The 25,940-nt window shown below is 43.0% G+C and carries 21 protein-coding genes; 10 read left to right on the forward strand and 11 right to left on the reverse strand.

What is annotated here, in order from left to right; genetic code table 11:
* Positions 1-568: 568 nt before the first annotated feature.
* The 8 genes from sucD to sdhC all read right to left on the reverse strand — a co-directional run bounded on the left by sucD (position 569) and on the right by sdhC (position 10,327).
* Entirely contained in the window at positions 569-1,441 is an 873-nt protein-coding gene (sucD, locus tag O7C57_RS15080) for a succinate--CoA ligase subunit alpha (protein ID WP_096618019.1), read from the reverse strand.
* Complete coding sequence (sucC, locus tag O7C57_RS15085) at positions 1,441-2,607, reverse strand: ADP-forming succinate--CoA ligase subunit beta (RefSeq protein ID WP_154621928.1); 1,167 nt, start codon at positions 2,605-2,607, stop codon at positions 1,441-1,443. Before sucC ends, sucD begins: the two co-directional genes overlap by 1 nt.
* A gap of 132 nt (positions 2,608-2,739) precedes the next feature.
* On the reverse strand, positions 2,740-3,954 hold the full coding sequence (gene odhB, locus O7C57_RS15090; RefSeq protein WP_154621927.1) for a 2-oxoglutarate dehydrogenase complex dihydrolipoyllysine-residue succinyltransferase: 1,215 nt from the start codon (positions 3,952-3,954) through the stop codon (positions 2,740-2,742).
* 14 nt (positions 3,955-3,968) lie between these two features.
* Positions 3,969-6,776: a 2-oxoglutarate dehydrogenase E1 component gene (sucA, locus tag O7C57_RS15095; protein WP_154621926.1), complete on the reverse strand. Its 2,808-nt coding sequence runs from the start codon at positions 6,774-6,776 to the stop codon at positions 3,969-3,971.
* Between the two features lie 304 nt (positions 6,777-7,080).
* Positions 7,081-7,797 (reverse strand): succinate dehydrogenase iron-sulfur subunit, encoded by a 717-nt coding sequence (locus tag O7C57_RS15100; RefSeq protein ID WP_154621925.1) that lies wholly within the window; start codon positions 7,795-7,797, stop codon positions 7,081-7,083.
* Positions 7,798-7,832: 35 nt separating this feature from the next.
* A complete protein-coding gene (gene sdhA / locus O7C57_RS15105) occupies positions 7,833-9,599 on the reverse strand; it encodes a succinate dehydrogenase flavoprotein subunit (protein WP_154621924.1) in 1,767 nt (588 codons plus the stop codon).
* Entirely contained in the window at positions 9,600-9,944 is a 345-nt protein-coding gene (gene sdhD, locus O7C57_RS15110; RefSeq protein WP_154621923.1) for a succinate dehydrogenase membrane anchor subunit, read from the reverse strand.
* On the reverse strand, positions 9,938-10,327 hold the full coding sequence (gene sdhC, locus O7C57_RS15115; RefSeq protein WP_163862765.1) for a succinate dehydrogenase cytochrome b556 subunit: 390 nt from the start codon (positions 10,325-10,327) through the stop codon (positions 9,938-9,940). The genes sdhD and sdhC overlap by 7 nt, the downstream gene beginning before the upstream one ends.
* A gap of 612 nt (positions 10,328-10,939) precedes the next feature.
* On the opposite strand from sdhC, the gene O7C57_RS15120 reads away from it, so the two are divergent.
* Positions 10,940-12,226: a citrate synthase gene (locus O7C57_RS15120; protein ID WP_154621922.1), complete on the forward strand. Its 1,287-nt coding sequence runs from the start codon at positions 10,940-10,942 to the stop codon at positions 12,224-12,226.
* Between the two features lie 184 nt (positions 12,227-12,410).
* Here O7C57_RS15120 and O7C57_RS15125 read toward each other — a convergent pair whose 3' ends face one another.
* Positions 12,411-13,184, reverse strand: coding sequence for an AraC family transcriptional regulator (locus tag O7C57_RS15125; RefSeq protein WP_269723297.1), 774 nt, complete (start codon positions 13,182-13,184; stop codon positions 12,411-12,413).
* 102 nt (positions 13,185-13,286) lie between these two features.
* Here O7C57_RS15125 and O7C57_RS15130 point away from each other — a divergent pair, with 102 nt between their 5' ends.
* Positions 13,287-14,420 carry a multidrug effflux MFS transporter gene (locus tag O7C57_RS15130; RefSeq protein WP_269723298.1) on the forward strand — a complete coding sequence of 378 codons (1,134 nt, stop codon included), beginning with the start codon at positions 13,287-13,289 and terminating at the stop codon, positions 14,418-14,420.
* 65 nt (positions 14,421-14,485) lie between these two features.
* Here O7C57_RS15130 and O7C57_RS15135 read toward each other — a convergent pair whose 3' ends face one another.
* Positions 14,486-15,229, reverse strand: a complete 744-nt coding sequence (locus tag O7C57_RS15135) for a type 2 GTP cyclohydrolase I (RefSeq protein ID WP_154621919.1) — start codon at positions 15,227-15,229, stop codon at positions 14,486-14,488.
* Between the two features lie 867 nt (positions 15,230-16,096).
* Between O7C57_RS15135 and O7C57_RS15140 the strand changes: the two genes are divergently transcribed.
* A complete protein-coding gene (locus O7C57_RS15140) occupies positions 16,097-16,906 on the forward strand; it encodes a DUF1460 domain-containing protein (protein WP_196714035.1) in 810 nt (269 codons plus the stop codon).
* A 134-nt stretch (positions 16,907-17,040) separates the two neighbouring features.
* A complete protein-coding gene (locus O7C57_RS15145) occupies positions 17,041-17,232 on the forward strand; it encodes a hypothetical protein (protein WP_154622182.1) in 192 nt (63 codons plus the stop codon).
* Between the two features lie 204 nt (positions 17,233-17,436).
* On the opposite strand, the gene O7C57_RS15150 is transcribed toward O7C57_RS15145, so the two are convergent.
* Positions 17,437-17,643: a YbfA family protein gene (locus tag O7C57_RS15150; RefSeq protein WP_154622181.1), complete on the reverse strand. Its 207-nt coding sequence runs from the start codon at positions 17,641-17,643 to the stop codon at positions 17,437-17,439.
* 412 nt (positions 17,644-18,055) lie between these two features.
* Here O7C57_RS15150 and O7C57_RS21900 point away from each other — a divergent pair, with 412 nt between their 5' ends.
* The 6 genes from O7C57_RS21900 to kdpE are packed head-to-tail and all read left to right on the forward strand — an operon-like array spanning position 18,056 to position 25,907.
* Positions 18,056-18,145 (forward strand): potassium-transporting ATPase subunit F, encoded by a 90-nt coding sequence (locus O7C57_RS21900; protein WP_163862769.1) that lies wholly within the window; start codon positions 18,056-18,058, stop codon positions 18,143-18,145.
* A 1-nt stretch (position 18,146) separates the two neighbouring features.
* Positions 18,147-19,850 carry a potassium-transporting ATPase subunit KdpA gene (kdpA, locus tag O7C57_RS15155; RefSeq protein WP_249999222.1) on the forward strand — a complete coding sequence of 568 codons (1,704 nt, stop codon included), beginning with the start codon at positions 18,147-18,149 and terminating at the stop codon, positions 19,848-19,850.
* A 14-nt stretch (positions 19,851-19,864) separates the two neighbouring features.
* Positions 19,865-21,928 carry a potassium-transporting ATPase subunit KdpB gene (kdpB, locus tag O7C57_RS15160; protein ID WP_154622179.1) on the forward strand — a complete coding sequence of 688 codons (2,064 nt, stop codon included), beginning with the start codon at positions 19,865-19,867 and terminating at the stop codon, positions 21,926-21,928.
* 10 nt (positions 21,929-21,938) lie between these two features.
* Positions 21,939-22,532, forward strand: coding sequence for a potassium-transporting ATPase subunit KdpC (gene kdpC, locus O7C57_RS15165; protein WP_154622178.1), 594 nt, complete (start codon positions 21,939-21,941; stop codon positions 22,530-22,532).
* 8 nt (positions 22,533-22,540) lie between these two features.
* Positions 22,541-25,255, forward strand: a complete 2,715-nt coding sequence (kdpD, locus tag O7C57_RS15170; RefSeq protein WP_154622177.1) for a two-component system sensor histidine kinase KdpD — start codon at positions 22,541-22,543, stop codon at positions 25,253-25,255.
* On the forward strand, positions 25,227-25,907 hold the full coding sequence (gene kdpE, locus O7C57_RS15175) for a two-component system response regulator KdpE (RefSeq protein WP_163862776.1): 681 nt from the start codon (positions 25,227-25,229) through the stop codon (positions 25,905-25,907). The genes kdpD and kdpE overlap by 29 nt, the downstream gene beginning before the upstream one ends.
* Positions 25,908-25,940 lie beyond the last annotated feature (33 nt).

A 25,940-nucleotide genomic window follows, 5' to 3' on the forward strand; every position in this document is an offset into this window, starting at 1 on the left:
TTTATCATTTAAAGGAGAAACCTTCGATCGCCCAAATACCGCCAAACGTGCCACCGTACGGCAGAATACGGCTAGGCTTGCACTCCCTCCCCCACATCACCCAGTAAAACGGTTATCATGAGTGGTAGACATGCGTTCATCGTGTAGAAAGGGATACATACCGCCGTTGGCGGCTTTACTTGCAAAGCCCCTGATTTCACAATCAAAAAATATTCGAGTATTTAGGCGTTGCTCTCAATCATGACGCTTTTTTAAAGCCTATAGGCTAGAAATTTCTCTCGACCATACAAAGCGCGGATACACAAAAAATTGACCAATGGATGGATAACAGTCGCGCGTTTGATGCCAGGATGGATAGCGATAGATAGGTAAGTACGTACTCGAAGATGTTGTCAGCAACTCAACTTATGATTCAGCCACCTGATCTGAGTTCTGAGAATACACACTGACCACAGAGTTAATTGCGCTTGAACAGGAGTTGCAATTTCATCTTTTTAAATAAAAAGCCCGCGATTCGAATTTGAATGCGGGCTTAATTGGGTTTAATCGTCAGTTCAAACGACTAAACTTATTTTGCTAGCAGTGATTTTACTGCATCACCGATATCCGCTAAGCTACGAACCGTTTTAACACCGGCCGCTTCTAATGCAGCAAATTTCTCATCAGCAGTACCTTTACCGCCCGCGATAATTGCACCTGCGTGACCCATACGCTTGCCTTTAGGTGCAGTTACACCGGCAATATAACCAACAACAGGTTTGGTTACATGGTCTTTAATGTAAGCAGCCGCTTCTTCTTCAGCATTACCACCAATTTCACCGATCATCACGATCGCTTCAGTTTGTGGATCTTCTTGGAACATTTTCAGGATATCAATGAAGTTTGAACCCGGAATAGGGTCACCACCGATACCAACACATGTTGATTGACCAAGACCAGCATCTGTCGTCTGTTTAACCGCTTCATAAGTCAGTGTACCTGAACGAGAAACGATACCCACTTTACCTGGCATATGAATGTGACCGGGTTGAATACCGATCTTACATTCACCCGGAGTGATAACACCTGGGCAGTTTGGACCGATCATACGAACGCCAGCTTCATCTAATTTTACTTTAACAGTCAGCATGTCCAGAGTTGGAATACCTTCGGTAATCGTAATAATCAGTTTGATGCCCGCATCAATAGCTTCAAGGATCGAATCTTTACAGAAAGGAGCCGGAACATAGATCACAGAGGCGGTAGCACCTGTTGCTTCTACAGCTTCACGAACGGTGTTAAATACAGGCAGACCTAGGTGAGTTGTACCACCTTTACCTGGCGTTACACCGCCGACCATTTTTGTACCATAAGCAATAGCTTGCTCAGAGTGGAATGTACCTTGACCGCCAGTGAAACCTTGGCAAATTACTTTGGTGTTTTTATCAATTAAAATAGACATTATTTAGCCTCCGCCGCTGCTACTGCTTTCTTAGCTGCATCTGTCAGGCTATTTGCTGCGATGATATTCAAGCCGCTATCTGCCAGTTTTTTCGCACCTAACTCTGCATTGTTACCTTCTAAACGAACCACTACTGGTACATTTACGCCAACTTCTTCTACTGCACCAATGATGCCGTCTGCAATCAGGTCACAGCGAACGATACCACCAAAAATGTTAACGAAAACAGCTTTCACGCTCTTATCTGAAAGGATAATTTTAAACGCTTCAGTTACGCGTTCTTTCGTTGCGCCGCCGCCAACGTCAAGGAAGTTAGCTGGTGCACCACCGTGCAGTTTAACGATGTCCATCGTCCCCATAGCAAGACCTGCACCGTTAACCATACAACCGATGTTGCCATCTAGCGCAACGTAGTTCAGCTCCCACTGAGCTGCTTGTGCTTCACGCGCATCTTCTTGAGATGGGTCATGCATTTCGCGCATTTCTGCTTGACGGTATAGCGCGTTGCTATCAACACCTAATTTACCATCTAAACAAACAAGGTCACCCTCAGTATTAATCACTAATGGGTTAACTTCGATGAGTGCAAGGTCACGTTCTAGGAACATCGTTGCTAGACCCATGAAAATTTTAGCGAATTGGCTAACTTGTTTACCCGTTAGGCCTAATTTGAACGCTAACTCACGGCCTTGGAAAGGCATAGGACCCGTTAATGGATCGATAACAGCTTTATGGATAAGCTCTGGCGTTTCTTCAGCAACTTTCTCAATCTCAACACCACCTTCCGTTGATGCCATAAACACAACACGACGTGTGCCACGGTCAACTACCGCACCTAGGTACAGTTCTTTAGCAATGTCAGTCGCGTTTTCAACCAAAATTTGGTTAACTGGCTGACCATTTGCATCTGTTTGGTAAGTGACAAGGTTTTTACCTAACCATTTATCAGCGAACTCTTTGATATCATTGATATCATTTGTCACTTTTACGCCACCAGCTTTACCACGTCCACCCGCGTGAACTTGGCATTTAACAACCCATGGGCCGTTTCCGATTTTTTTTGCTGCTTCTACAGCTTCAGTTGCTGATGTACAGGCATAACCCGTTGGTGCTGGCAAACCATAGCGTGTAAAAAGCTGTTTTGCCTGATACTCGTGTAAATTCATGATGTTCTATCCATAATTGAGTCTGAAGAGGCGTTTATTCGCCTCCTGCAATTGTTACTGATTTAGCAACCGGCGAACCGGTTGCATCGGTTACTTCAGACCGGGCAGGTCATACCCTGCCCTGTTATGTTGCTATACGTCCAGCAGTAAACGAGTTGGATCTTCCAGCATATCTTTGATGGCGACTAAGAAGCCAACTGACTCGCTACCATCAATCAGACGGTGGTCATAAGATAGTGCAAGGTACATCATTGGAAGAATTTCAACCTTACCGTTAACCGCCATAGGGCGATCTTTAATAGCATGCATGCCTAAGATTGCACTTTGTGGTGGGTTAATGATAGGAGTAGACATTAGAGAACCGAATACGCCACCGTTGGTAATTGTGAAATTACCACCCGTCAGATCATCAACAGTCAGCTTACCGTCACGACCTTTGACTGCCAGTTCTTTAATTTTCTTCTCAATATCAGCCATGCTCATTGCATCAACATCACGCAATACTGGGGTGACCAGACCACGTGGCGTTGAAACAGCAATACTGATATCGAAATAGTTATGGTAAACAACGTCTGTACCATCAATAGAAGCATTCACTTCAGGATAACGTTTGAGTGCTTCAACCGCAGCTTTAACATAGAAAGACATAAAGCCTAAACGTACACCGTGACGTTTTTCGAATGCTTCACCATATTGCTTACGCAGATCTTTAATTGGCTGCATGTTAACTTCGTTAAACGTCGTTAACATCGCGGTGTTATTTTTCGCTTCCAATAAACGCTCAGCAATACGCTTACGTAAACGCGTCATAGGAACACGTTTTTCGCTACGATGAGCCAGAGGTGCTTGTGGTGCAGCTGGCGCTTCAGCTTTAGCCGCCGGTGCTGATTTATTCGCTGCTAAGTGTTTCTCAACGTCTTCACGAGTCAAACGACCACCAACACCCGTGCCTTTAATGTCAGCAGGATTGAGATCATGCTCAGCCACTAAACGACGGATCGCTGGAGAAAGTGCATCATTGCTCTCTTCTTCCAAGCTCGCTGTTTGACGTTGTGCAGGTGCAGCTTCTTGAGTGGATTTCACTTCAACAGGCATCCCCGTGCTGTCACCTAAGCGAATACGACCTAACAGCTGTTTAGACAGTACCGTTGCGCCTTCATCTTCAACGATAGCTTCTAATACACCCGCTTCACTTGCAGGAACTTCTAATACAACTTTATCCGTTTCGATTTCAACCAGCACTTCGTCACGTTCAACGCTATCACCTGGTTTTTTATGCCATGTGGCAACCGTAGCATCGGCAACGGATTCAGGAAGATCTGGAACAAGAATTTCTACACTACTCATTTTCTATCCTTTAATTATTCAATGTTCAACGCGTCATTAACCAGAGCTTGTTGCTGCTCTAAGTGAACGGACGTATAACCAACTGCTGGAGATGAAGAAGCAGCACGACCTGCATAACGTAAAGTAGCCCCTGCTGGGATAGCTTCACGGAAGTTGTGTTGGCTGCAATACCAAGCGCCTTGGTTCAATGGCTCTTCTTGACACCAAACAAAATCTTTAACGTGCGCATATTGCGCCAGCGCTTGTTGGATATCTTCGTGAGGGAACGGATACAGCTGTTCAATACGGATAATCGCAACATCTGTTTGTTCGTTCTTACGACGCTGTTCTAACAGATCGTAATAAACTTTACCGGAACACAGAATGACGCGTTTCACGTTTTTCGGATTGATTTCATCTATTTCACCGATAACTGGCAAGAATTTACCATTCGCCAATTCCTCCATACTCGATACCGCTAATGGGTGACGTAGTAAGGATTTCGGTGACATTACAATCAGAGGACGGCGCATACCACGTAGAGCCTGACGGCGCAGCATGTGGTAAACTTGAGCAGGTGTTGATGGTACACACACTTGCATATTTTGGTCTGCACACAGTTGCAGATAACGTTCTAAACGTGCAGATGAGTGCTCAGGACCTTGACCTTCATAGCCATGTGGTAACAGCATAACTAGACCACACATACGACCCCATTTCTGCTCACCAGAGCTAATAAATTGGTCGATAACCACTTGAGCACAGTTTGCGAAGTCACCAAATTGCGCTTCCCAAATTGTCAGAGCACGTGGTTCTGTGGTTGCATAGCCATATTCAAATGCCAACACTGCGTTTTCAGTCAGAACAGAGTCCCAAACATTAAATACGCCTTGGCCATTATGGATATTTTGCAGTGGCACATAGACCGAACCGTTCGTTTGGTTATGTACAACAGCGTGACGGTGGAAGAATGTCCCACGGCCTGAGTCTTCACCAGACAGACGAACAGGGATACCTTCATCAACTAAGGTTGCATAAGCTAATGTTTCAGCAGCACCCCAATCCAACAGTTTTTTACCTTGCGCCATTTCCGCGCGGTCTGCATAGATTTTTTCTACACGAGACTGGGTAACCACTTCAGCTGGAATAGTACTGGTTTTAACTGCAAGCTCTTGTAAACGTTTTAAATCAAATGTGGATTTATACTCTTCATTCCATTCATGGTTCAGGTACGGTTCCCATGTATAAGAGTGCAGACCCATTTCACGCCATTCTTCAACGACACAATCACCTCTATCCAATGCATCGCGATATAAGTTAACCATTTCAGTCACTTCATCAGCAGTCACAACACCGCTTTCGATTAAGCGATCCGCATAGATTTTACGTGGTGTCGGATGTTTTTTGATTTTTTGATACATAATTGGCTGAGTTGCATTTGGCTCATCAGCTTCGTTATGACCATGACGACGATAACAAACGAGGTCAATCATCACATCACGTTTAAAGGTATTGCGGAAATCCAGAGCCAGACGAGTGACAAAAGCAACCGCTTCAGGGTCATCTGCATTGACATGGAAAATAGGTGCTTGAACCATCTTCACGATATCGGTGCAATACTCTGTTGAACGGGTATCTTTCGGGTTTGACGTGGTGAAACCAATTTGGTTATTGATTACGATACGCATTGTACCGCCAACTTCATAACCACGAGCCTGAGACATGTTCAGCGTTTCTTGAACAACACCTTGACCTGTTACCGCCGAGTCACCATGAATAGTGATTGGCAGAACCATATTACTACGCCCTTCATCAAGGCGGTCGCGACGAGCACGAACAGAACCAATAACAACTGGGCTAACAATCTCAAGGTGAGATGGGTTAAAGGCCAGCGCTAAGTGGACACGTGAGCCCGCGGTTTCAAAGTCAGAAGAAAAACCTTGGTGATATTTCACGTCACCAGCACTTGAATGGTCTTTATGTTTGCCAGCAAACTCATCAAATAGTTCTGCTGGTTTTTTACCTAAGATATTAATTAATACGTTAAGACGACCACGGTGAGCCATACCTAATACGACTTCACGTGTATCTTGTTTACCCGCATGGTGAATCAAATCTTTCAGCATTGGGATCAGTGAATCACCACCTTCCAATGAGAAACGTTTTGCACCTGGGAATTTTGCGCCTAAATAGCGTTCTAGCCCTTCTGCTGCTGTTAGCTCAGCCAAGAAGCGACGTTTTTCTTCTTTAGAGAATTGCTCAGCGACATTCACTGATTCAAGGCGTTGCTGAATCCAACGTTTTTCCTCAGTATTAGTGATATGCATATATTCCGCACCGATAGAACCGCAATAAATGCGTTTCAGCGCGTCATACAAATCGCTCAGTTTCATGGTCTCTTTGCCAATTGCAAAAGAACCCACATTGAATGTTTCGTCAAAATCTTCTTTCGTTAGATTATGGAATGCTGGATCTAAATCTGGAACAGATTCACGTTTCCATAGACCTAATGGATCAAGATTTGCGTTTTGATGTCCGCGGAAGCGGAATGCGTTAATCAGCTGCAAAACTTTCACTTGTTTTGCATCGATTGCAGGATCGCTAACAGAGGTATGATAACGAGTCGAGTCTTTTGCTAAGCGACGGAAATAATCGCGTGCTTGTGAGTGGAATTGCTCAGCGTTGGTGCCTGCTCCAGGCAGTTGCTGGAAGATTTCTCTCCAGCCAGCATCAACAGAATTGGGGTCAGTTAGATAATCTTCATAGAGCTGTTCTATGTAAGTCTGGTTCGCGCCTGCCAGAAAGCTCGAATCCAGCCAGTCCTTCATTACGCCGTTCTGCATTGTGATCCCTTAAGCTTTGATAGCTTTAGTTTTCGCCGTGGTTAACTAATTGCCGCGTTTAGGCGGCCTCGATAAAGGTTCTTCTGGACGTGCTTTATGCATGTTCTCACTTTGGGTTTCCCTTTATCACTCCGGGCTCCCCTTCTAAGGAACCTTTAAAAACTGTCTGCAGTTTTTAAAGGCCCCTCGAGTCAGCTCGCGTCTTCATCATTTGCAGTTTGGCTTATTACTTTCACTTTTTTGCTTTTACTTTGTTACTATTCAACAGCCTGCGGCACTTAGGTGCCGCAGGTAATCACCGGTTTTATGCACTATGTTTTAGTAACATAGATTTAATATGACCGATAGCTTTCGTTGGATTTAGTCCTTTAGGGCATACATTGACACAATTCATGATGCTATGACAGCGGAAAACACTAAAAGCGTCGTTCAGATCATCTAATCGAGCATCTGTTTCAGTATCTCTACTATCAATTAAGAATCTGTATGCGGCTAAAAGACCTGCCGGACCAATAAATTTGTCGGGATTCCACCAGAAAGATGGGCAAGACGTTGAGCAACATGCACACAGAATACACTCATATAACCCATCGAGTTTTTCACGTTGTGCCGGCGACTGTAAATTCTCACGCGCTGGTGGATTCTTATTATCATTAATCAGATAAGGACGAATTTTTTCGTATTGAGTATAGAACTGGCTCATGTCAATAATCAGGTCACGAATCACGGGTAGGCCTGGTAATGGACGAATAACAATTTTCTTCCCACCACGAATTAAAGCAGACAGTGGTGTGATACAAGCCAAGCCATTTTTACCATTCATGTTCAGACCGTCAGAGCCACATACCCCCTCACGGCAAGAACGACGGAATGATAAAGTGGGATCTTTTTCTTTCAGTTGGATCAACGCATCTAGCAACATCATGTCACGCCCTTCAGGAACCTCGAGCGTGTAATCCTGCATACGTGGTGCGTTATCTACATCCGGATTATAGCGATAAATCGAAAATTCAAGTTTCATAGTTCATTTCTCCGCAACTGGATTAACACCACGCATTAATAGGTACGTACTTTCGGCGGGAAGGCTTCGCGCAACTTAGGTTGCATGTTGACTTCTCGGCGGGTCATCGTTTCAGATTGCGGTAAATACAATGAGTGACATAGCCAGTTAGCATCGTCACGATCTGGGTAGTCGAAACGGCTATGTGCACCGCGGCTTTCTGTACGGAAATTCGCTGCCTGCGCTGTTGCATAAGCCGTTTCCATCAAGTTATCCAGCTCTAAACATTCAATACGCTGTGTATTAAACTCGGTAGAGGTGTCGTCAAGACGAGCATTTTGCAGACGTTCACGAATCACTTTCAGCTCTTCCAAACCTTTCGCCATTGCATCACCTTCACGGAATACCGAGAAGTTGTGTTGCATGCAGGTTTGCAGTGCTTTACGGATTTCAACAGGATCTTCACCTGTACGCGCATTTTCCCAACGGTTAAAGCGAGTCATGGCAGCATCAATATCCGATTCAGATGCATCACGCATTGAACCTTGCTCCATCAGAGACTCTTTCAAGTGGAGACCCGCTGAACGACCAAATACCACTAAGTCAAGCAGTGAGTTACCACCGAGGCGGTTTGCACCATGTACAGATACACAAGCAATTTCACCCACAGCAAATAGACCTGGAATAACCTCGTCTTCGCCTTTTTCGTTATAACGAATTGCTTGACCTGTTACTTTAGTTGGGATCCCCCCCATCATGTAGTGACATGTTGGAATAACTGGGATTGGCTCTTTAATTGGGTCAACGTGAGCAAAGGTACGAGATAATTCAAGGATACCCGGTAGACGTGATTCCAGAACTTCTTTACCTAAGTGATCTAATTTCAGCTTAGCATGCGGGCCCCATGGACCATCACAACCACGGCCTTCACGGATCTCAATCATAATTGAACGAGCAACAACGTCACGACCAGCAAGGTCTTTCGCGTTAGGCGCATAACGTTCCATGAAACGTTCGCCATCTTTGTTCAATAGATATCCACCTTCACCACGGCAACCTTCCGTTACAAGTACACCTGCACCAGCAATACCTGTAGGATGGAACTGCCACATTTCCATATCTTGTAATGGAACACCAGCACGGGCAGCCATACCAACACCATCACCTGTATTGATGTGCGCGTTAGTGGTTGATTGATAAATACGACCTGCTCCACCTGTCGCTAAAATAGTCGCTTTAGCTTTGAAGTAAACCAGTTCGCCTGTTTCCATACAGATTGCAGTACAACCAACGACATCACCATCCTGATTTTTAACTAAATCAAGGGCATACCATTCAGAGAAAATGGTTGTGTGATTTTTTAGGTTTTGTTGATACAAGGTATGTAACAGTGCGTGGCCAGTACGGTCAGCAGCGGCGGCAGTACGCGCTGCCTGTTCACCACCAAAGTTCTTCGATTGGCCACCAAATGGACGCTGATAGATTCGCCCGTCATCAAGACGAGAGAATGGCAGCCCCATATGTTCTAATTCGAGGATCGCCTCTGGACCCGTTTTACACATATACTCGATTGCGTCTTGGTCACCGATATAGTCAGACCCTTTAACAGTATCGTACATGTGCCACTCCCAGTTATCTGGATGAGTGTTACCTAGTGCAACTGTGATCCCACCTTGCGCTGACACTGTGTGAGAACGGGTTGGGAAAACTTTTGACAACAAAGCACAAGATAGGCCAAGTTGTGAAATTTGTAGTGCAGCACGCATACCAGCGCCACCAGCACCAATAACAATAGCGTCAAATTCTCTTATTGGCAGATTCATTTATGCACCCCACACCACAATTGTTCCGTAAATTAAGTAAGCCAGCAGAGCAACAACAATCACAAGTTGCAGCACTAAACGTAATGCTAGTGGCTTAACATAGTCAGTCAGTACTTGCCATAAACCAATCCAGGCATGTACTAAAATCGAGAACAATGTGAGGACTGTGAATACTTTTGTCACAGAAGAGGCAAAGAAACCACGCCATGTTTCATAGGTGATGTCATTAATGGCAATAAAGCCAACGAGATACAACACGTAGAGTACGATAACAATCGCAGAACCACGGATTAACAGCCAGTCCTGAATACCAGTACGGCCTAAAGCTGAAGCATTACTTACCATACTAATATCCCCGCCAGAATTGCCAGAATGACCGTAATAACAAACGTAATTTTTGCAGATGAATTGCCTGCAACAAGCGTTTCATCAATACAGCCGAAATCCATTAACATGTGACGAATACCCCCACAAATGTGGTACGCCAATGCCGTTAGAATTCCCCAAAGAATGAACTTAGCAAAAAAGCCAGTCATTATTTCGGATGCATATTGAAAACCTTCTGGAGAGGAGAGAGATGTCCCTAACAACCAAAGCAGAATACCTACTGCGATGAAAGTGATGACGCCAGAGACACGGTGCAAGATCGAAGAGATCGCAGTGATCGGGAAGTGTATCGTCTGCAGATCAAGGTTGACAGGTCTTTGTTTTTTCACAATTTTGCCCACACAGCTCTTTATTATTTTCCTTCCTCCGGACCTGGGGCGGAAACTGACAGCGACAGGGGTACAAAATGCAACTTAAGCTAAACGCTAATCCATCATGTTCAAATAGAGTTGCATACTGATTACGCTGGAACTCCTACATCAGGGTAATCCGGAGACCTGCCGTCAGTATAAAGTCTTCACATTGCTATTACAATTCCCACACAAAATGTTTGGTGACATTTAGCCCGAACAGTGAGAGGGATCACGATTTAAACATTTTATATAAATGTGCTTATCTTATTTGACAATGATTCAACATTTATCTTACATATATGGCTGGTAGAATTATTTGAACGTCGCCAGTATCTCAACCGGCGTAAAAAAACAAAAGTTATGAAATTCGTTTCCCTTACTAAAAATAATGATATTGTAGGGAAAACAACAAAAAGAACATAACATCTACACACTCGTAAACAACCTAAAAAAACATTGTCGTCGGTCGTACGGTTTCAGAATTTAATGTGATAGCTAGCTGATTTCCACAACACACCGGTAGAACAATGCGCAAAGACACAGTATAACGCTGGGTTCTGGTTGTTGGGTGTTGATTATCAAGCGCTAAGGAGACCGTAAATGGCTGATAACAAAGCTAAGCTAACGACTGAGAGTGCAAGTACAATTGAACTAGACATTCTATCCCCAACTCTCGGTCAAGACGTTATCGATGTCCGAACTTTAGGTTCAAAAGGGTATTACACTTACGACCCTGGATTTACTTCTACTGCTTCATGTGAATCAAAAATCACGTATATCGACGGTGATAAAGGTATTCTGCTACACCGCGGTTTTCCAATTGACCAATTGGCAACCGAAGCCTCTTACCTTGAAGTCTGCTATATCCTGCTCTACGGCGAAGCACCTACTCAAGAACAATATGAAACATTCAAAAACACGGTCACTCGCCATACCATGATCCATGAGCAGATCACTCGCATGCTGACGGGTTTCCGTCGTGACTCACACCCTATGGCTGTTTTATGCGGCGTTACGGGTGCATTAGCCGCTTTCTACCATGATGCTCTGGATGTTAATAATCCGCGCCATCGTGAAATCACGGCTTATCGCCTGCTGTCTAAAATGCCTACCGTTGCGGCGATGTGCTACAAGTATTCAATCGGCCAACCTTTTGTTTATCCACGTAATGACCTGTCGTATGCAGGTAATTTCTTGTACATGATGTTCTCAACACCTTGTGAAGATTATGTGGTTAACCCAGTGCTTGAGCGCGCGATGGATCGTATTTTAATCCTGCACGCTGATCACGAACAAAATGCCTCTACCTCAACGGTACGTACTGCGGGTTCTTCCGGCGCTAACCCATTCGCTTGTATCGCTGCGGGTATTGCCTCTCTATGGGGACCAGCTCATGGTGGTGCTAACGAAGCTTGCTTGCGTATGTTGGAAGAAATTCAAACTGTTGAGCACATTCCTGCCTTTATCGAACGTGCGAAAGACAAAAATGATTCTTTCCGCTTGATGGGCTTTGGTCACCGTGTGTACAAAAACCACGACCCACGTGCAACCGTGATGCGTGAGACCTGCCATGAAGTTCTTAATGAGCTAGGCCTCAATGACAGCTTGCTTGAAGTGGCCATGGAACTGGAACGTATCGCACTGAACGACCCGTATTTCATTGAGAAAAAACTGTACCCAAATGTTGACTTCTATTCAGGTATCATCTTGAAAGCAATGGGTATTCCTTCATCTATGTTCACCGTTATCTTTGCAATTGCCCGTACTATCGGATGGATTGCCCATTGGAACGAAATGCATGATGACGGACTGAAAATCGCGCGCCCTCGTCAGCTATACACGGGTTATGGCAAACGTGATTTTAATTCGAACCTAAAGGCTAAATAATTCAAAGGGCAGCTAAGCGATCATTGAATACACAACGATACACAGGCACTAGCATGTGAATTCGTGTAAACAGATAAAATCGCCAATGCAGCCACTTGAAATATAAAGAATTAGTCAAAAATAATATTCTAACTAAATAACAAGATACAACCCTACATACCAAAGCCCCATTTTCGGGGCTTTTCTATTTTTTATCCGCAAGGTGCTGATATTCTTTTGGGGTAACACCACTCATTTTTCGAAAGAAACTAATGAAAGCACTATCACTACTCAATCCCAGCTCTTGAGTAATAAAAGAGTAAGTTTTCCCTTGCGCTAATAGCTCAACCGCCTTGATAAAACGCCATTGTTGCCTCCATGCCTGATAACTCATTCCTGTTTCGTGTAAAAATAGACGAGTAATGGTTTTTTCACTCGCGCCTATTGTTTTAGCCAGTTCCATCAAGGGCGGAGGAAGTTGTTCCATGTTTAAATTTTTCATACGACGATCTTGCGGTATCGCTAGTAGCATTGGCTCTTTGCTAGCATGTTGTAATTCATCAATAAACACGGGTAATAAATTAGCAAGCCTTCCCTGCTGCCAATTGCTATCAAATGGAGCCACTGCGATACGCTCAAGTAATTCCCTTAATAATGCGGTTACCGTTAAAATCATCACCTCATCACCTACTTGATGAGCAATTTGTTGGTTCAAATACACTGAACGATAGCCAACCGAAGCCCTCATTTGTGCTCGATGGACAATATTTGCGGGGATCCACGCCACTCGTCCTGGCGGTAATAACGATAAACGATTTTCTAATGAAATAAGAATACAACCTTGCTGAGTGAACAGTAATTGCCCCATGGTGTGAGAATGAAATCCCGAATCATGCCGACCCATTTCTGCTGCAATACCCAAGATAGGCGCCTGATACCAATGGGTTTCAAATTTATCATGCTGATTAAGCCAAGCCATAACATGTCCTGTTTTTGATATTTATTGTCTTTATTATTGTAATAAGACAGCGAAAATACAATTAAACTGCCCGCCATTAGTGACAACTATAGGATTATTAACATGAAACATCCTCTTTCATTATGGCTGGCTGTGGCCTTAATGATGTTTCCACAAATCGTAGAGACCATTTACAGCCCCGCATTGACCAGTATTGCCATTGCATTTCAGGTTAATGCCGAACAAGCTTCACAAACGCTTTCATTCTATTTCTTTGCGTTTGCATTAGGCGTGATATTTTGGGGAAGAATGTGTGACACATTAGGTCGCCGTCCAACAATACTTGCGGGACTTTTGTTATATGGCATAGCTTCCATATGTGCTTTATTTATATCACATTTTTATTTATTACTCTTTTTACGTATGGTCTCTGCTTTTGGTGCGGCAGTAGGCTCAATTGGTACACAAACGGCCATGCGCGACAGCTACCAAGGCCATGAATTAGCAAAAGTCTTTTCAATTATGGGGATCGCACTTGCTATCAGTCCTGCGCTTGGCATGTTAGCTGGCGCTATTTTGGTCAGTGGCGGTGGCTACCAAGCCGTTTTTATGGGTTTAGCCGTTTTAGCAATAGGGTTATTGTTATTGTTATGGTCTTGTTATCGCCTACCAGAGACGCGACCTGAAAATGTGATACGCCACCCATTTTTAAGCACGTTATTGGCCATGATTCAGGATAAAGAAATTATCAGAAATGTGATATTAATAGCATTTTTCAACATTAATTTATTCAGTTATTATCAGTTAGCGCCATTCCATTTTGAACAATTGGCGCTATCGCAACAACAATTTGGTCTAACTGGCATTTTATTAGCGCTAGGCGTAGGCATAGGTTCCATCGTAAATCGTCATTTACTGGCTAAAAATTGGACAGCAGAAAAGTTAGTGAAGCTATCAAGCTTTATTTCACTGCTTAGCAGCTGCTTAGTTTTTATACTTATGCATTCCGTTTGGTTTGTTTTGCCCGTTATTGGGGTCGTAATTGGTTATGGTATTGCCATCCCAAACATTCTTGCTCATGCACTTAATCGTTATTCGAGCAATAAAGGGACTGCTGGCGCAATATTAGGGCTGTTTTACTATGTTGGACTTGCGATAGGTTTACTGATTGCGGGTTGGAGTCAACATTTAGGCGCTACTTTAATCATTTCTAGCATCATACTTGGCGTATCATCATTACGTTATCGAACTCATTAATCTAATCATGTGCAGCACATACTGTCTTGTGCTGCACTTCTTTTATTTTTTATTCTAAAAACCGTTTAAGCTGGATTATCGATATCCACAAACACGGCATCTAACCCATGATTATCGACCAACCATTGGGTGAGTGCTTTAATTCCGTAACGTTCCGTGGCATGGTGCCCTGCCGAATAAAAATGGATCCCCATCTCTCTTGCAATATGAATCGTTTGTTCAGAAACTTCCCCTGTCACAAACGCATCAACACCAAATTCAGCCGCCTGAAGAATAAAACCTTGCCCGCCACCAGTACACCAAGCAATTTGACGGATCTCTTGTTTACCTGTTTCTCCACAATGGAGTGTTTTACGATTAAGACGAGTTTCCAATCGTTCATTGAGCTCAGCAGGCGTAATAGGTTGATCAAAATAGCCAAAAGGCATTAGCGGGTCGATGTGCCCATCAATTTTTACCCCCATGAGGTGCGCTAGCTGAGTGTTATTACCAAGGTGGGGATGTGCATCTAAAGGTAAGTGATACCCGTATAAATTAATATCATTTTCAAGCAAAGTTTTTAAACGCTTCCTCTTCATGCCCTTGATAACCACAGGTTCATTTTTCCAAAAATAACCATGGTGAACAATGACCGCATCGGCATTCATCTCAACCGCTTTATCAAGTAGAGCTTGGCAAGCTGTCACCCCTGTCACTATCTTTTGTACATGTGAACGGCCTTCAACTTGTAAACCGTTAGGTGCATAGTCATGAAACTCGCTAACCTTCAGCTCATTATTGATAAGTTCTTCCAACGCTAAATTACGCATAATCGAGTCCTTTTACAGCATCATTTTGTCTTTACTGGATAAAAATGATTTATTCATTGGCAAAATTCAATACTGCCTAGCTTATAAGCCTATGCCATAAAAGGAAACGGCTATTTTAAACAATTCGTAGAGAGCTGATCTCTACAGAAACTAAAGATGACTCCGTCGTTTATCCTATGCTGCAATCACAAAGCGCTTGTCAATATGTTATCTAGCGCTTTTAAACACAGATAGCCTACCTCAAACACTTGCTCCCATATGACGCGAGCTTATTTCAATAAGAGGAATATTTTATGCAAACACTTTTAACGTCAATAACATTAAGTTTGCCCTGCAACCTCTAAGCAAAAGTAATGTTATTATCTTTAGGCATACCCCTCTTAAATAAGCGTAAAATCAGACTGGGTATTTTACGTCGTTTTTCCTCTAAAGATTATCTACTTTAAATTAATCATTAAAATAAAACCCTTATTACAAGTATATAAATCAACTTATCATAGATTAATCATTTTTTATTTTTAAACAAACGAACATATTAAAAACAGGCAACCTAAACACTAAAATAAAAACAACAAAAATGTGTTAAACCCATTCTCAATGATAACCCTCTGTTATACAAAACCATTAATAAACACACCAATATAAAATATAAATCAATCTTTTGAATTTATTACCTTCATTATGATAAACAACATAAAAAAAACACAAATTATTTGTGTTTCCCCCGCATATATGTCAGCACCTTTTTATTTTATATTCATAGGGAAATTAAACGAAATTTAAATAATGTGTTATTTTTCGTTGCCATCAAAAACAATCTAAAATATTACTAATAATCCGATTCAGTCTTAATAGGTACTAATAATAATGATTAAATTACCCTTATTGGTGGTATTGTCTTTTTCTTTGGCGGGTTGTTCCTCAAGTGAGAAAATTAAAATTGGTTATCCTATTTTAATAACAGAAAGCACCAAACAAAAAATCAATGATATCATTAATAATGACGTCATACCGAACCAGACGTTGAGTTATGATGAAAAGATCAATCGTATCTCAGCTACATTTTTAGGCACGCCGTATGTTGCGAATACATTAATAGGTGGTCCAGAACAACAAGAAACCCTCGTCGCGAACTTTGAGGGTGTCGATTGTTTTACATATCTGGATTATGTCGTTGCACTTAGCCTTTCTAATAATGAAAAATCCTTTTTAAATTCATTGGTTAATACCCGTTATAAGGATTCCCAAGTCACTTATTATAAACGTAAGCATTTCTTCACAGATTGGTATGCCGTAGCACCTAAAAATGCCATTGATGTTACTGCAACAATTAGCCCAAATAGCATCACGGTAGAAAAAAATTTAAATATAAAATCAGATGGCAGTGAATACATAAAAGGATTAGGCGCTATTCCTAGAACAATCACTTATATTCCGGGTAATATGATCAACCAATCGGTGATTGATAACATAAAAACAGGTGACTATATTGGCGTATATTCACCAATAAGTGGTTTAGATGTCTCTCATACTGGCTTTGCGATTAAGAAGGATGGTCAATTATGGTATCGAAATGCCTCGTCTTTATCTAAAAATAATAAAGTCGTTGATACGCCCTTTCTTGAATATATGAGCACAAGGCCCGGTATTTTAGTTTTACGCTCGATATCTAAATAAATGCATATGAAAGTAAAGAGCCCCTTCACTTTTCACAAGTAATTTAAAACTGATAAAAACACTAAGCGCATTTTATTTTTCAACACCATCATTTCATATATTAAACGCTTTAATTAATACTGTTTGGAGGAATAATGAAATATACAATGTTACTTATATCGACATTTTACCTACTCCCTCTAACGGCAAAAGCAATTACCGTTGAAGGCAATGATGTTAAACCCATCAAAAAGATTGAATATTGTTTTGTCGATTGGGTTAATAACCCACTAAAATTACTCTCTTGTAGCTTAATTGGAGAAGTCCCACCTGATAGTGATAAATAAACCTATTCATCACTCGTCACGATACTCATTCTATCTTATGTTTGATTTATCAAAGAACATAAAAATTCATGATGAAAAATCGTCAGAAAAGGCGTGATAGAAAGAGGGAGATAACGAGTTAAAGTCATCGTTTGATTTAATCCCCTTTCCCCACAATATTTTGTCGTTATTGCGGGGACAGGGTCGCACTAATACGTATCGTTATTAACGATGCGTCTCCATTGTCATTTCAGAACGATCAAGCCAAACAGGCTTATCGCTTGTTTTTGCCCAAACTTTATGGAGATAACTATAAAACTTAGCGCGTTGTGGATAAAAAGCCATAACCGGAAATGCAAGTATGCCAGCGGTTAACGCTGCTGTGCGGCGTAAAAGCACCTGATTACGGGAATATTCGTGATATGTGGACATCGATATCCTCCTGTCAGTAGCCACATTATTTGCCGATTTTAACTTCTCTCTTTCACAACACATCATCTCATTGGAGAGTGACTAAAATCGGACAGATAGTATGAAAGGTAAATTAACTACCTTAATAATACTCTTCATTTGGTAATTTTACTACTGATCTGACCACTTAAATAAGAAAAAAATCACTAATTCACCCGTAAAAATGTAAGTTTATTACAGATATTAACAAAATAACGAACAAAAGAAACAAAATAACCACAGAAAATTAACACTGTATTGTTAACAAATCAGGCCATGACTGCTTTTGATTGCGATTTTTATACTTTTTTTACACCGCTCTCTGGTTTTTTTTCAGCTTATTTACAACGCAATTCTTATGCTGTCTCCATGGGAATAATAAGGAGAAACTACAGTGTCATTACTTTCCATCCTCGGGACAGTCTTCGTTGCTTTACTGTTGGTCTATCTAATTTATGTTCTGCTTAATGCGGAGGAATTTTAAGATGGCCGTAACTGCGCTTCTACTCATCGCCAGCTTTTTGCTGGTTCTTATTGTATTAGCAAAACCATTAGGTTTGTTTATTGCTCGTTTAATTGAAGGTGACATGCCACGTTTTGTTATGAAAACTGAAGCCGTGGTATGGCGTTGCAGTGGACTAAAACAACCAGGTCGAGAAATGACCGAAATGAATTGGTCACGTTACGCTCTGGCGATACTTCTATTTAACCTTTTAGGTTTTATCCTGCTGTTCACTCTATTGATATTTCAAGGGCATCTTCCACTTAATCCACAACAGCTGCCAGGAATGAGTTGGGATCTCGCGTTCAATACTGCGGTGAGCTTCGTGACGAATACTAACTGGCAATCGTACAGCGGCGAAAACAGCTTAAGTTACCTTAGTCAAATGGCAGGCTTAACAGTGCAAAATTTTTTATCTGCTGCGACAGGAATTGCAGTCGTCTTTGCATTAATCCGTGCTTTTGTACGCCACAATAGCAAAACGTTAGGTAATGCTTGGGTAGATATCACCCGCATTACCCTCTATTTACTCTTACCTTTAGCCATTATTTTTGCGCTATTCTTTGTAAGCCAAGGCGTCATTCAAAGTTTTTCCCCATACGCTTTAAGTGATAACTTAAATAGCTCCGCACAATTCATTCCAATGGGGCCAGTTGCATCCCAAGAAGCCATCAAACTATTGGGAACAAATGGTGGCGGTTTCTTCGGTGCTAACTCATCCCACCCTTTTGAAAACCCAACAGCACTGAGTAATTTTGTGCAAATGCTCGCGATATTCTTGATCCCAACAGCATTGTGCTTTGCTTTTGGTCGTACTGTTGGCGATAACAAGCAAGGCAACGCCCTGCTTTGGGTGATGGCCATTATCTTTGTTATTGCCGCAATGCTGGTGATCAATGCCGAATATGTTGGTAACCCTTTCTTAAGTGAGTTTTCCGCAAGCAGTACCGCCAATATGGAAGGTAAAGAAAGTCGATTCGGTATTCTTGGCTCTGCATTGTATGCCGTTGTCACTACCGCTGCGTCATGCGGCGCAGTAAATGGAATGCATGATTCGTTCACCGCTTTAGGTGGCATGATCCCAATGTGGTTAATGCAGATCGGTGAAGTGGTGTTTGGTGGTGTGGGTTCAGGCCTATATGGCATGCTGTTATTTGTTTTACTTGCCGTATTTATTGCTGGCTTAATGATCGGACGTACACCTGAGTATTTAGGTAAAAAAATTGAAGTCCGTGAAATGAAATTGGTCGCTATTGCCATTTTAGTCACGCCCACTTTAGTACTTTGTGGTACGACTCTGGCGTTAATGACCGAAACAGGACGTGCTGCCATTTTAAATCCAGGTGCTCATGGGTTTAGTGAAGTGCTGTATGCCTTCTCTTCAGCAGCAAATAATAACGGTAGTGCTTTTGCTGGACTCAGTACTAATACCCCGTTTTATAACACAATATTGGCGATTGTTATGCTACTAGGACGTTTTGGTGTCATCTTACCCGTCTTGGCCATTGCAGGTTCTCTGACCATGAAAAAACCACAAATAGCCAATACGGCAAACTTACCGACTCATGGCCCTGTATTTGTCGGCCTATTGATCTTAACCGTTTTACTCATCGGTGCGCTAACTTTCGTTCCCGCTCTCGCATTGGGACCGATAGCAGAACATTTGCAAATTAAGTTAGCAGCATAATGAGGGTCATTAAAATGAACAGTAAAAAAACTCAATTATTCGATAGTGCGTTAGTTCGTCAATCAATTATTGATGCAGTTAAGAAATGTGCTCCACAGGCGCAATGGCGCAACCCTGTTATGTTTGTGGTGTATATTGGCAGCATTATCACTACCCTGCTATGGCTAGCCATGTTAGCGAATTACGCAGAAGGTAATGCTTGGTTTAGTGGCATGATTACGCTATGGCTATGGTTTACCGTTTTATTTGCTAATTTTGCTGAAGCACTTGCAGAAGGACGCAGTAAAGCTCAGGCGGCGAGTTTAAAAGGCGTTAAAAAACGCAGTAGCGCTATCCGCCTTGCTGAGGCCAATTTAGATTCAGCACAAGAAACGGTAAATTCAGATCAACTTCGCAAAGGTGACATTGTTTTGATCCGTGCGGGTGACATCATTCCTTGTGATGGTGAAGTTCTGGAGGGGGGAGCTTCCGTCGATGAAAGTGCGATCACGGGTGAATCAGCCCCTGTGATCCGTGAGTCAGGGGGGGATTTCTCTTCTGTCACCGGCGGTACTCGTGTCTTATCCGACTGGCTGATCGTGGAATGTACCGTTAACCCCGGTGAAACCTTCCTTGATCGAATGATTTCCATGGTTGAAGGCGCACAACGCCGTAAAACACCGAATGAGATAGCACTCACCATTCTATTAACTGCGCTTACTATTATCTTTTTATTGGCCTGTGCAACCCTCTACCCATATACCCTGTTTTCAGCGGAATATGCTGGGGCAGGTAACGCCGTTTCCGTTCTCGTGCTTATTGCGCTATTAATCTGCCTCATTCCTACAACCATTGGAGGGTTACTTTCCTCGATTGGTGTTGCTGGCATGAGCCGTATGTTAAGTGCCAATGTCATTGCCACCAGCGGACGTGCTGTTGAAGCTGCTGGTGATGTTGATGTGTTGCTGCTCGATAAAACAGGAACTATCACGTTAGGAAATCGACAAGCGTCGGCATTTTTACCGTTAACAGGCGTAACCGAACAACAATTAGCGGATGCAGCACAACTGTCCTCTTTAGCGGATGAAACCCCTGAAGGACGCAGCATTGTCGTCCTTGCAAAACAAAAATTTAATTTGCGTGAAAGAGACATTCATTCATTAAATGCTACTTTTGTTCCCTTTTCAGCAATGACACGAATGAGTGGAGTTAATGTGGGTGACAGAATGATACGCAAAGGCTCTGCCGATGCGATACGCCGTTATGTTGAAGCCAATCACAGTAAGTTTCCACTTGAGGCGGATCAACTGGTAGAAAAAGTTGCTCACCAAGGAGGCACCCCATTAGTTGTTGTCGATAACCAAACCGTCCTAGGTATTGTCGCTTTAAAAGATATTGTTAAAGGGGGGATCAAAGAACGTTTTGCTCAGATGCGTAGCATGGGGATCAAAACCGTGATGATTACCGGCGATAACCATCTAACGGCTGCCGCTATCGCTGCTGAAGCAGGTGTTGATGATTTCTTAGCGGAAGCGACCCCAGAAACGAAATTAGCCTTGATCCGCCAATATCAAGCAGAAGGTCGGTTGGTTGCCATGACGGGTGATGGTACTAACGATGCTCCAGCTCTGGCTCAAGCCGATGTCGCTGTTGCCATGAACTCAGGAACTCAAGCGGCAAAAGAAGCGGGTAACATGGTGGACTTAGACTCTAACCCGACTAAATTAATTGAAGTCGTACACATTGGTAAACAAATGCTCATGACGCGAGGTTCGTTAACCACATTTAGTATCGCCAATGATATCGCCAAATATTTTGCCATTATTCCTGCTGCTTTTGCCGTGACTTGGCCACAGTTGAACGTATTGAATATTATGAACTTGCATTCACCTGCTTCGGCACTGTTATCGGCAGTCATTTTTAATGCGTTGATCATTGTCTTTTTGATCCCCTTAGCCTTAAAAGGGATCAACTACCGCCCTATGAGTTCGCAATCACTGCTACAACGAAATCTCAGTATTTATGGTCTTAGCGGCTTACTCGTTCCCTTTATCGGTATCAAGCTTATCGACATGATTATTAGCTTATTTGGTTTTTAAGGAATAGATTATGAACACGATTCGTTCATCAATTGTGGTATTAATTTTATTAGCGATAATAACTGGTGTGGCTTATCCTTTACTTGTTACAGGACTCGCGAATGTACTGTTTCCTTGGCAGGCGCAAGGGTCGCTCATAGAACAAAATGGGCGAGTGGTTGGATCAGCATTAATTGGTCAACACTACCAGTCCGACCGCTACTTTTTCGGCCGCCCTTCAGCAACGGCGGAGTTCCCATATAACTCATTAGCCTCTGGAGGCAGTAATCTTGCGGTAAGTAATCCAGTATTATATGAGTCATTTGAACAACGTCGTGAACAACTGAGAAAACAAAATCCAGATGCTGGACAAGCCGTTCCCGTCGATCTACTAACCGCTTCTGCAAGTGGCTTAGATCCCAATATTTCGGTTGCGGCTGCACTTTATCAAGCGCCTCGTATTGCGAAAAAAAGAGAGATTGCGCTGAGGGAGGTTGAATCTCTCATTGCAGCACAAACTGAAAGCCCCCTCCTTGCCTTTATGGGAGAACCCGTTGTGAATGTATTGCAATTGAACATCGCATTGGATGAGCTTAAACCACAAACGCATCAGCCCACTCACTGAGGTTAATTATGGATAATCAAGACCCAGTACGCCCAAATCCAGATGAGTTGCTCGTAAAAGCAAATGAAACTGGCCGAGGCAAGCTTAAGATATTTTTCGGCGCCTGTGCAGGCGTCGGAAAAACGTATGCGATGTTACAAGAGGCTCAACGCTTACGCACTCAAGGGTTAGATGTTGTGATTGGCGTTGTCGAAACACATGAACGGGAAGAAACGGCGGCATTACTGGATGGGCTATCTCAACTGCCGCCTCGTCGGTTAAACCATCGTGGGCGCCGCATGAGCGCCTTTGATATTGATGCTGCAATTGCAAGGCATCCAGCCATTATTTTAATGGATGAATTGGCATTTAGTAATCCAGCCGGTAGTCGCCATCCTAAACGATGGCAAGATGTGGAAGAACTTCTTGATGCCGGCATTGATGTTTTAACGACAATTAATGTACAGCATATTGAAAGTTTAAATGATGTGGTCGGTAGCATCACGGGGATCCGTGTGCGAGAAACCGTGCCCGATCATATTTTCGATGCAGCCGATGAAATTGTCTTAGTCGATCTACCTCCCGATGATCTCCGTCAGCGTCTTAACGAAGGCAAGGTCTATATCCCAGCACAGGCAGAACGCGCTATTGAGCATTTTTTTCGTAAAGGGAATTTAATAGCCCTAAGGGAATTAGCGCTACGTCGCACCGCGGATCGCGTTGACGACCAAATGCGAGAGTTTCGCGATGGTAAAGGACAAGCCCCTGTCTGGCATACGCGCGATGGCCTGTTATTATGCATAGGGCATAATCGTGGCAATGAAAAGCTCGTTCGTGCCGCAGCACGGCTCGCTGCAAAATTTGGGTCTGTCTGGCACGCCGTGTATGTTGAAACGCCAAAACTGCATCGGCTTCCAGAGGGGCACCGTAGAGCGATTCTTAAAGCATTACGTTTAGCTCAAGACTTAGGCGCTGAAACAGCAACGTTATCTGACCCTTCTGAAGAAAAAGCGATTTTACGTTACGCACGTGAACATAATCTTGGCAAAATTCTGGTTGGACGGCGCATTAAACGCCGTGGATGGTTAGGCTCACGCACTAGCTTTGCGGATCGATTAGGTGCATTAGGGCCAGATTTGGATTTAATCATCGTTGCACTCGAAGAAAAGAGTGATTGGGTGAAAGAGCCTGAACGGAAACCATTTTCTGAAAAATGGCGTACTGACATTAACGGTTTTTTAGTTGCGATCGCGATATGTGCGCTTATCACTGTATTTTCGCGTACTTTTTTACTGGCGCTCGATAAAGCCAACCTAGTTACCCTGTATTTACTCGGTGTGGTTCTTGTGGCGCTCTTTTATGGACGCAGACCATCCATTTTTGCAGCGCTTATCAATGTCATTAGTTTTGACCTCTTTTTTGTACAGCCCCACTTTTCTCTGGCCATTATGGACATGCAATACTTGGTGACCTTTACCGTAATGCTTATTGTCGGTGTGGTGGTTGGTAATCTCACGGCAGGTATGCGATATCAGGCAAGAATTGCCCGTTATCGAGAGCAACGGACTCGCCACCTGTATGAAATGACGAAAGAATTAAGCCAAGCGCTCACCGAGCAAGATATCGGTAAAGCAGGCTACCATTTTATTAACAATGCCTTTCAGGCGAAAACCTGCTTACTCTTGCCAGATGAAAACAATCAATTAATGCCATTGTTATGTGAAGGCCATAGCGCGATGCAAATTGATCAAGCTATCGCTAAATGGAGTTTTGACAAGCGTCAACCCGCGGGTGCTGGTACCGATACACTACCAAGTGTACCTTATCAACTACAACCCATTACCACGGTCGATCAAACGCTAGCCGTGCTCGCTATCGAACCCAATAATTTGCGCCAACTATTGATCCCTGAACAACAGCGCATGCTACAAACATTTACAGGGTTGATTGCTAGCGCGCTAGCGCGTTTACAATTAGCAAAACAAGCGGAAATCGCAAAACTCAACATTGAGCGCGAGCAGTTGCGAAACTCTTTGTTAGCAGCACTATCCCATGACCTAAAAACACCGTTAACGGTACTGTTTGGCCAAGCAGAAATTTTGACCTTGAACCTTAGCGCAGAAAACTCCCCTTATACGGAGCAAGTTAACCAAATGCGCCAGCAAATACTCAGTACTTCCCGTTTAGTGAATAACTTGTTGGATATGGCAAGACTGCAATCAGGGGGGATACAACCGAATTTTGAGTGGCAATCACTGCAAGAGATCACAGGCAGTGCGATAAGAACCCTTGATTACACATTGCATAGTCATCCTTTATCCATTGAAATCCCAGCTAATTTGCTGCTCTACTGTGATGGTAACTTAATTGAACGAGTATTAATTAACTTATTAGAGAACGCCATCAAATACAGCGAAAAAGATACACCAATGGGGATTTGTGCCAATATAGAGGATAACCAAGTACACATTGAAGTTTGGGATGCCAGTAATGCGATTCCCAATGGGCAAGAAAAAACAATTTTTGATAAGTTTTCTCGAGCACAAAAAGAGTCCGCAATCCCCGGTGTTGGCCTTGGATTAGCGATCTGTCGCGCCATTATTCAATTACATGATGGCACCATTTGGGCTGAAAATAACAAAAAAGGTGGAGCCAGCTTCCATTTTGTTTTACCTTTTAAACAACTTCCTGATATTGAAGAGATAGCTGACTATTGTGAACCCCCATCAAATATTGATCATTGAAGATGAAAAAGAGATTCGTCGCTTTGTCCGATTAGCTTTGGAGGGGGAAGGCTGGAAAGTTTTTGAAGCGGAAAATGGCCATCGTGGGTTAATTGAAGCCGGAACTCGCCAACCAGATTTGCTTATACTGGATCTTGGTTTGCCTGATGGTGATGGCCTAAACCTCATTCGTGACCTACGCCAATGGAGCAGCATCCCAATTATCGTACTATCGGCTCGCGAAGAAGAATCACAAAAAGTCGCCGCATTAGATGCTGGCGCAGATGATTACCTCACTAAACCCTTTGGCATTAGTGAGCTGCTCGCAAGAGTAAGAGTCGCATTACGCCGCTTCAGCAAAAATCAAGAAAGTTCACTATTTCAGTTCGGTGATATCTGTATTGATTTTATTAATCGCATCGTCACTAAACAAAATGAAGAATTGCACCTCACCCCCATTGAGTTTCGCTTACTCAGTGAGCTAGTCGCCAATAGCGGTAAGGTTCTAACCCAACGCCATCTGTTATTGCAGGTTTGGGGGCCAAATTATGTTGAACACAACCACTACTTACGCATTTATATGGGTCACTTACGGCAAAAACTGGAAAATGATCCAGCCCGCCCGATTCATTTGCTCACCGAAACGGGGATTGGCTATCGCTTTATGCCATAGCGATTGCATATCAAACGACGGGTTCTGCCGCAT

It is taken from the genome of Providencia sp. 21OH12SH02B-Prov, assembly GCF_027362595.1.
GTDB classification, from domain to species: domain Bacteria; phylum Pseudomonadota; class Gammaproteobacteria; order Enterobacterales; family Enterobacteriaceae; genus Providencia; species Providencia zhejiangensis.

Bases quoted from the DNA above. Each gene is read 5' to 3' on its own strand.
- O7C57_RS15120 (WP_154621922.1), top strand. From the start codon at position 10,940: ATGGCTGATAACAAAGCTAAGCTAACGACTGAGAGTGCAAGTACAATT.
- sucA (WP_154621926.1), bottom strand. From the start codon at position 6,776: ATGCAGAACGGCGTAATGAAGGACTGGCTGGATTCGAGCTTTCTGGCA.
- kdpB (WP_154622179.1), top strand. From the start codon at position 19,865: ATGAACAGTAAAAAAACTCAATTATTCGATAGTGCGTTAGTTCGTCAA.
- kdpD (WP_154622177.1), top strand. From the start codon at position 22,541: ATGGATAATCAAGACCCAGTACGCCCAAATCCAGATGAGTTGCTCGTA.
- O7C57_RS15150 (WP_154622181.1), bottom strand. From the start codon at position 17,643: ATGTCCACATATCACGAATATTCCCGTAATCAGGTGCTTTTACGCCGC.
- kdpA (WP_249999222.1), top strand. From the start codon at position 18,147: ATGGCCGTAACTGCGCTTCTACTCATCGCCAGCTTTTTGCTGGTTCTT.
- odhB (WP_154621927.1), bottom strand. From the start codon at position 3,954: ATGAGTAGTGTAGAAATTCTTGTTCCAGATCTTCCTGAATCCGTTGCC.
- sdhD (WP_154621923.1), bottom strand. From the start codon at position 9,944: ATGGTAAGTAATGCTTCAGCTTTAGGCCGTACTGGTATTCAGGACTGG.
- sucC (WP_154621928.1), bottom strand. From the start codon at position 2,607: ATGAATTTACACGAGTATCAGGCAAAACAGCTTTTTACACGCTATGGT.
- sdhA (WP_154621924.1), bottom strand. From the start codon at position 9,599: ATGAATCTGCCAATAAGAGAATTTGACGCTATTGTTATTGGTGCTGGT.
- O7C57_RS15130 (WP_269723298.1), top strand. From the start codon at position 13,287: ATGAAACATCCTCTTTCATTATGGCTGGCTGTGGCCTTAATGATGTTT.
- O7C57_RS15100 (WP_154621925.1), bottom strand. From the start codon at position 7,797: ATGAAACTTGAATTTTCGATTTATCGCTATAATCCGGATGTAGATAAC.
- sucD (WP_096618019.1), bottom strand. From the start codon at position 1,441: ATGTCTATTTTAATTGATAAAAACACCAAAGTAATTTGCCAAGGTTTC.
- O7C57_RS15135 (WP_154621919.1), bottom strand. From the start codon at position 15,229: ATGCGTAATTTAGCGTTGGAAGAACTTATCAATAATGAGCTGAAGGTT.
- O7C57_RS15140 (WP_196714035.1), top strand. From the start codon at position 16,097: ATGATTAAATTACCCTTATTGGTGGTATTGTCTTTTTCTTTGGCGGGT.
- O7C57_RS15125 (WP_269723297.1), bottom strand. From the start codon at position 13,184: ATGGCTTGGCTTAATCAGCATGATAAATTTGAAACCCATTGGTATCAG.
- O7C57_RS15145 (WP_154622182.1), top strand. From the start codon at position 17,041: ATGAAATATACAATGTTACTTATATCGACATTTTACCTACTCCCTCTA.
- kdpC (WP_154622178.1), top strand. From the start codon at position 21,939: ATGAACACGATTCGTTCATCAATTGTGGTATTAATTTTATTAGCGATA.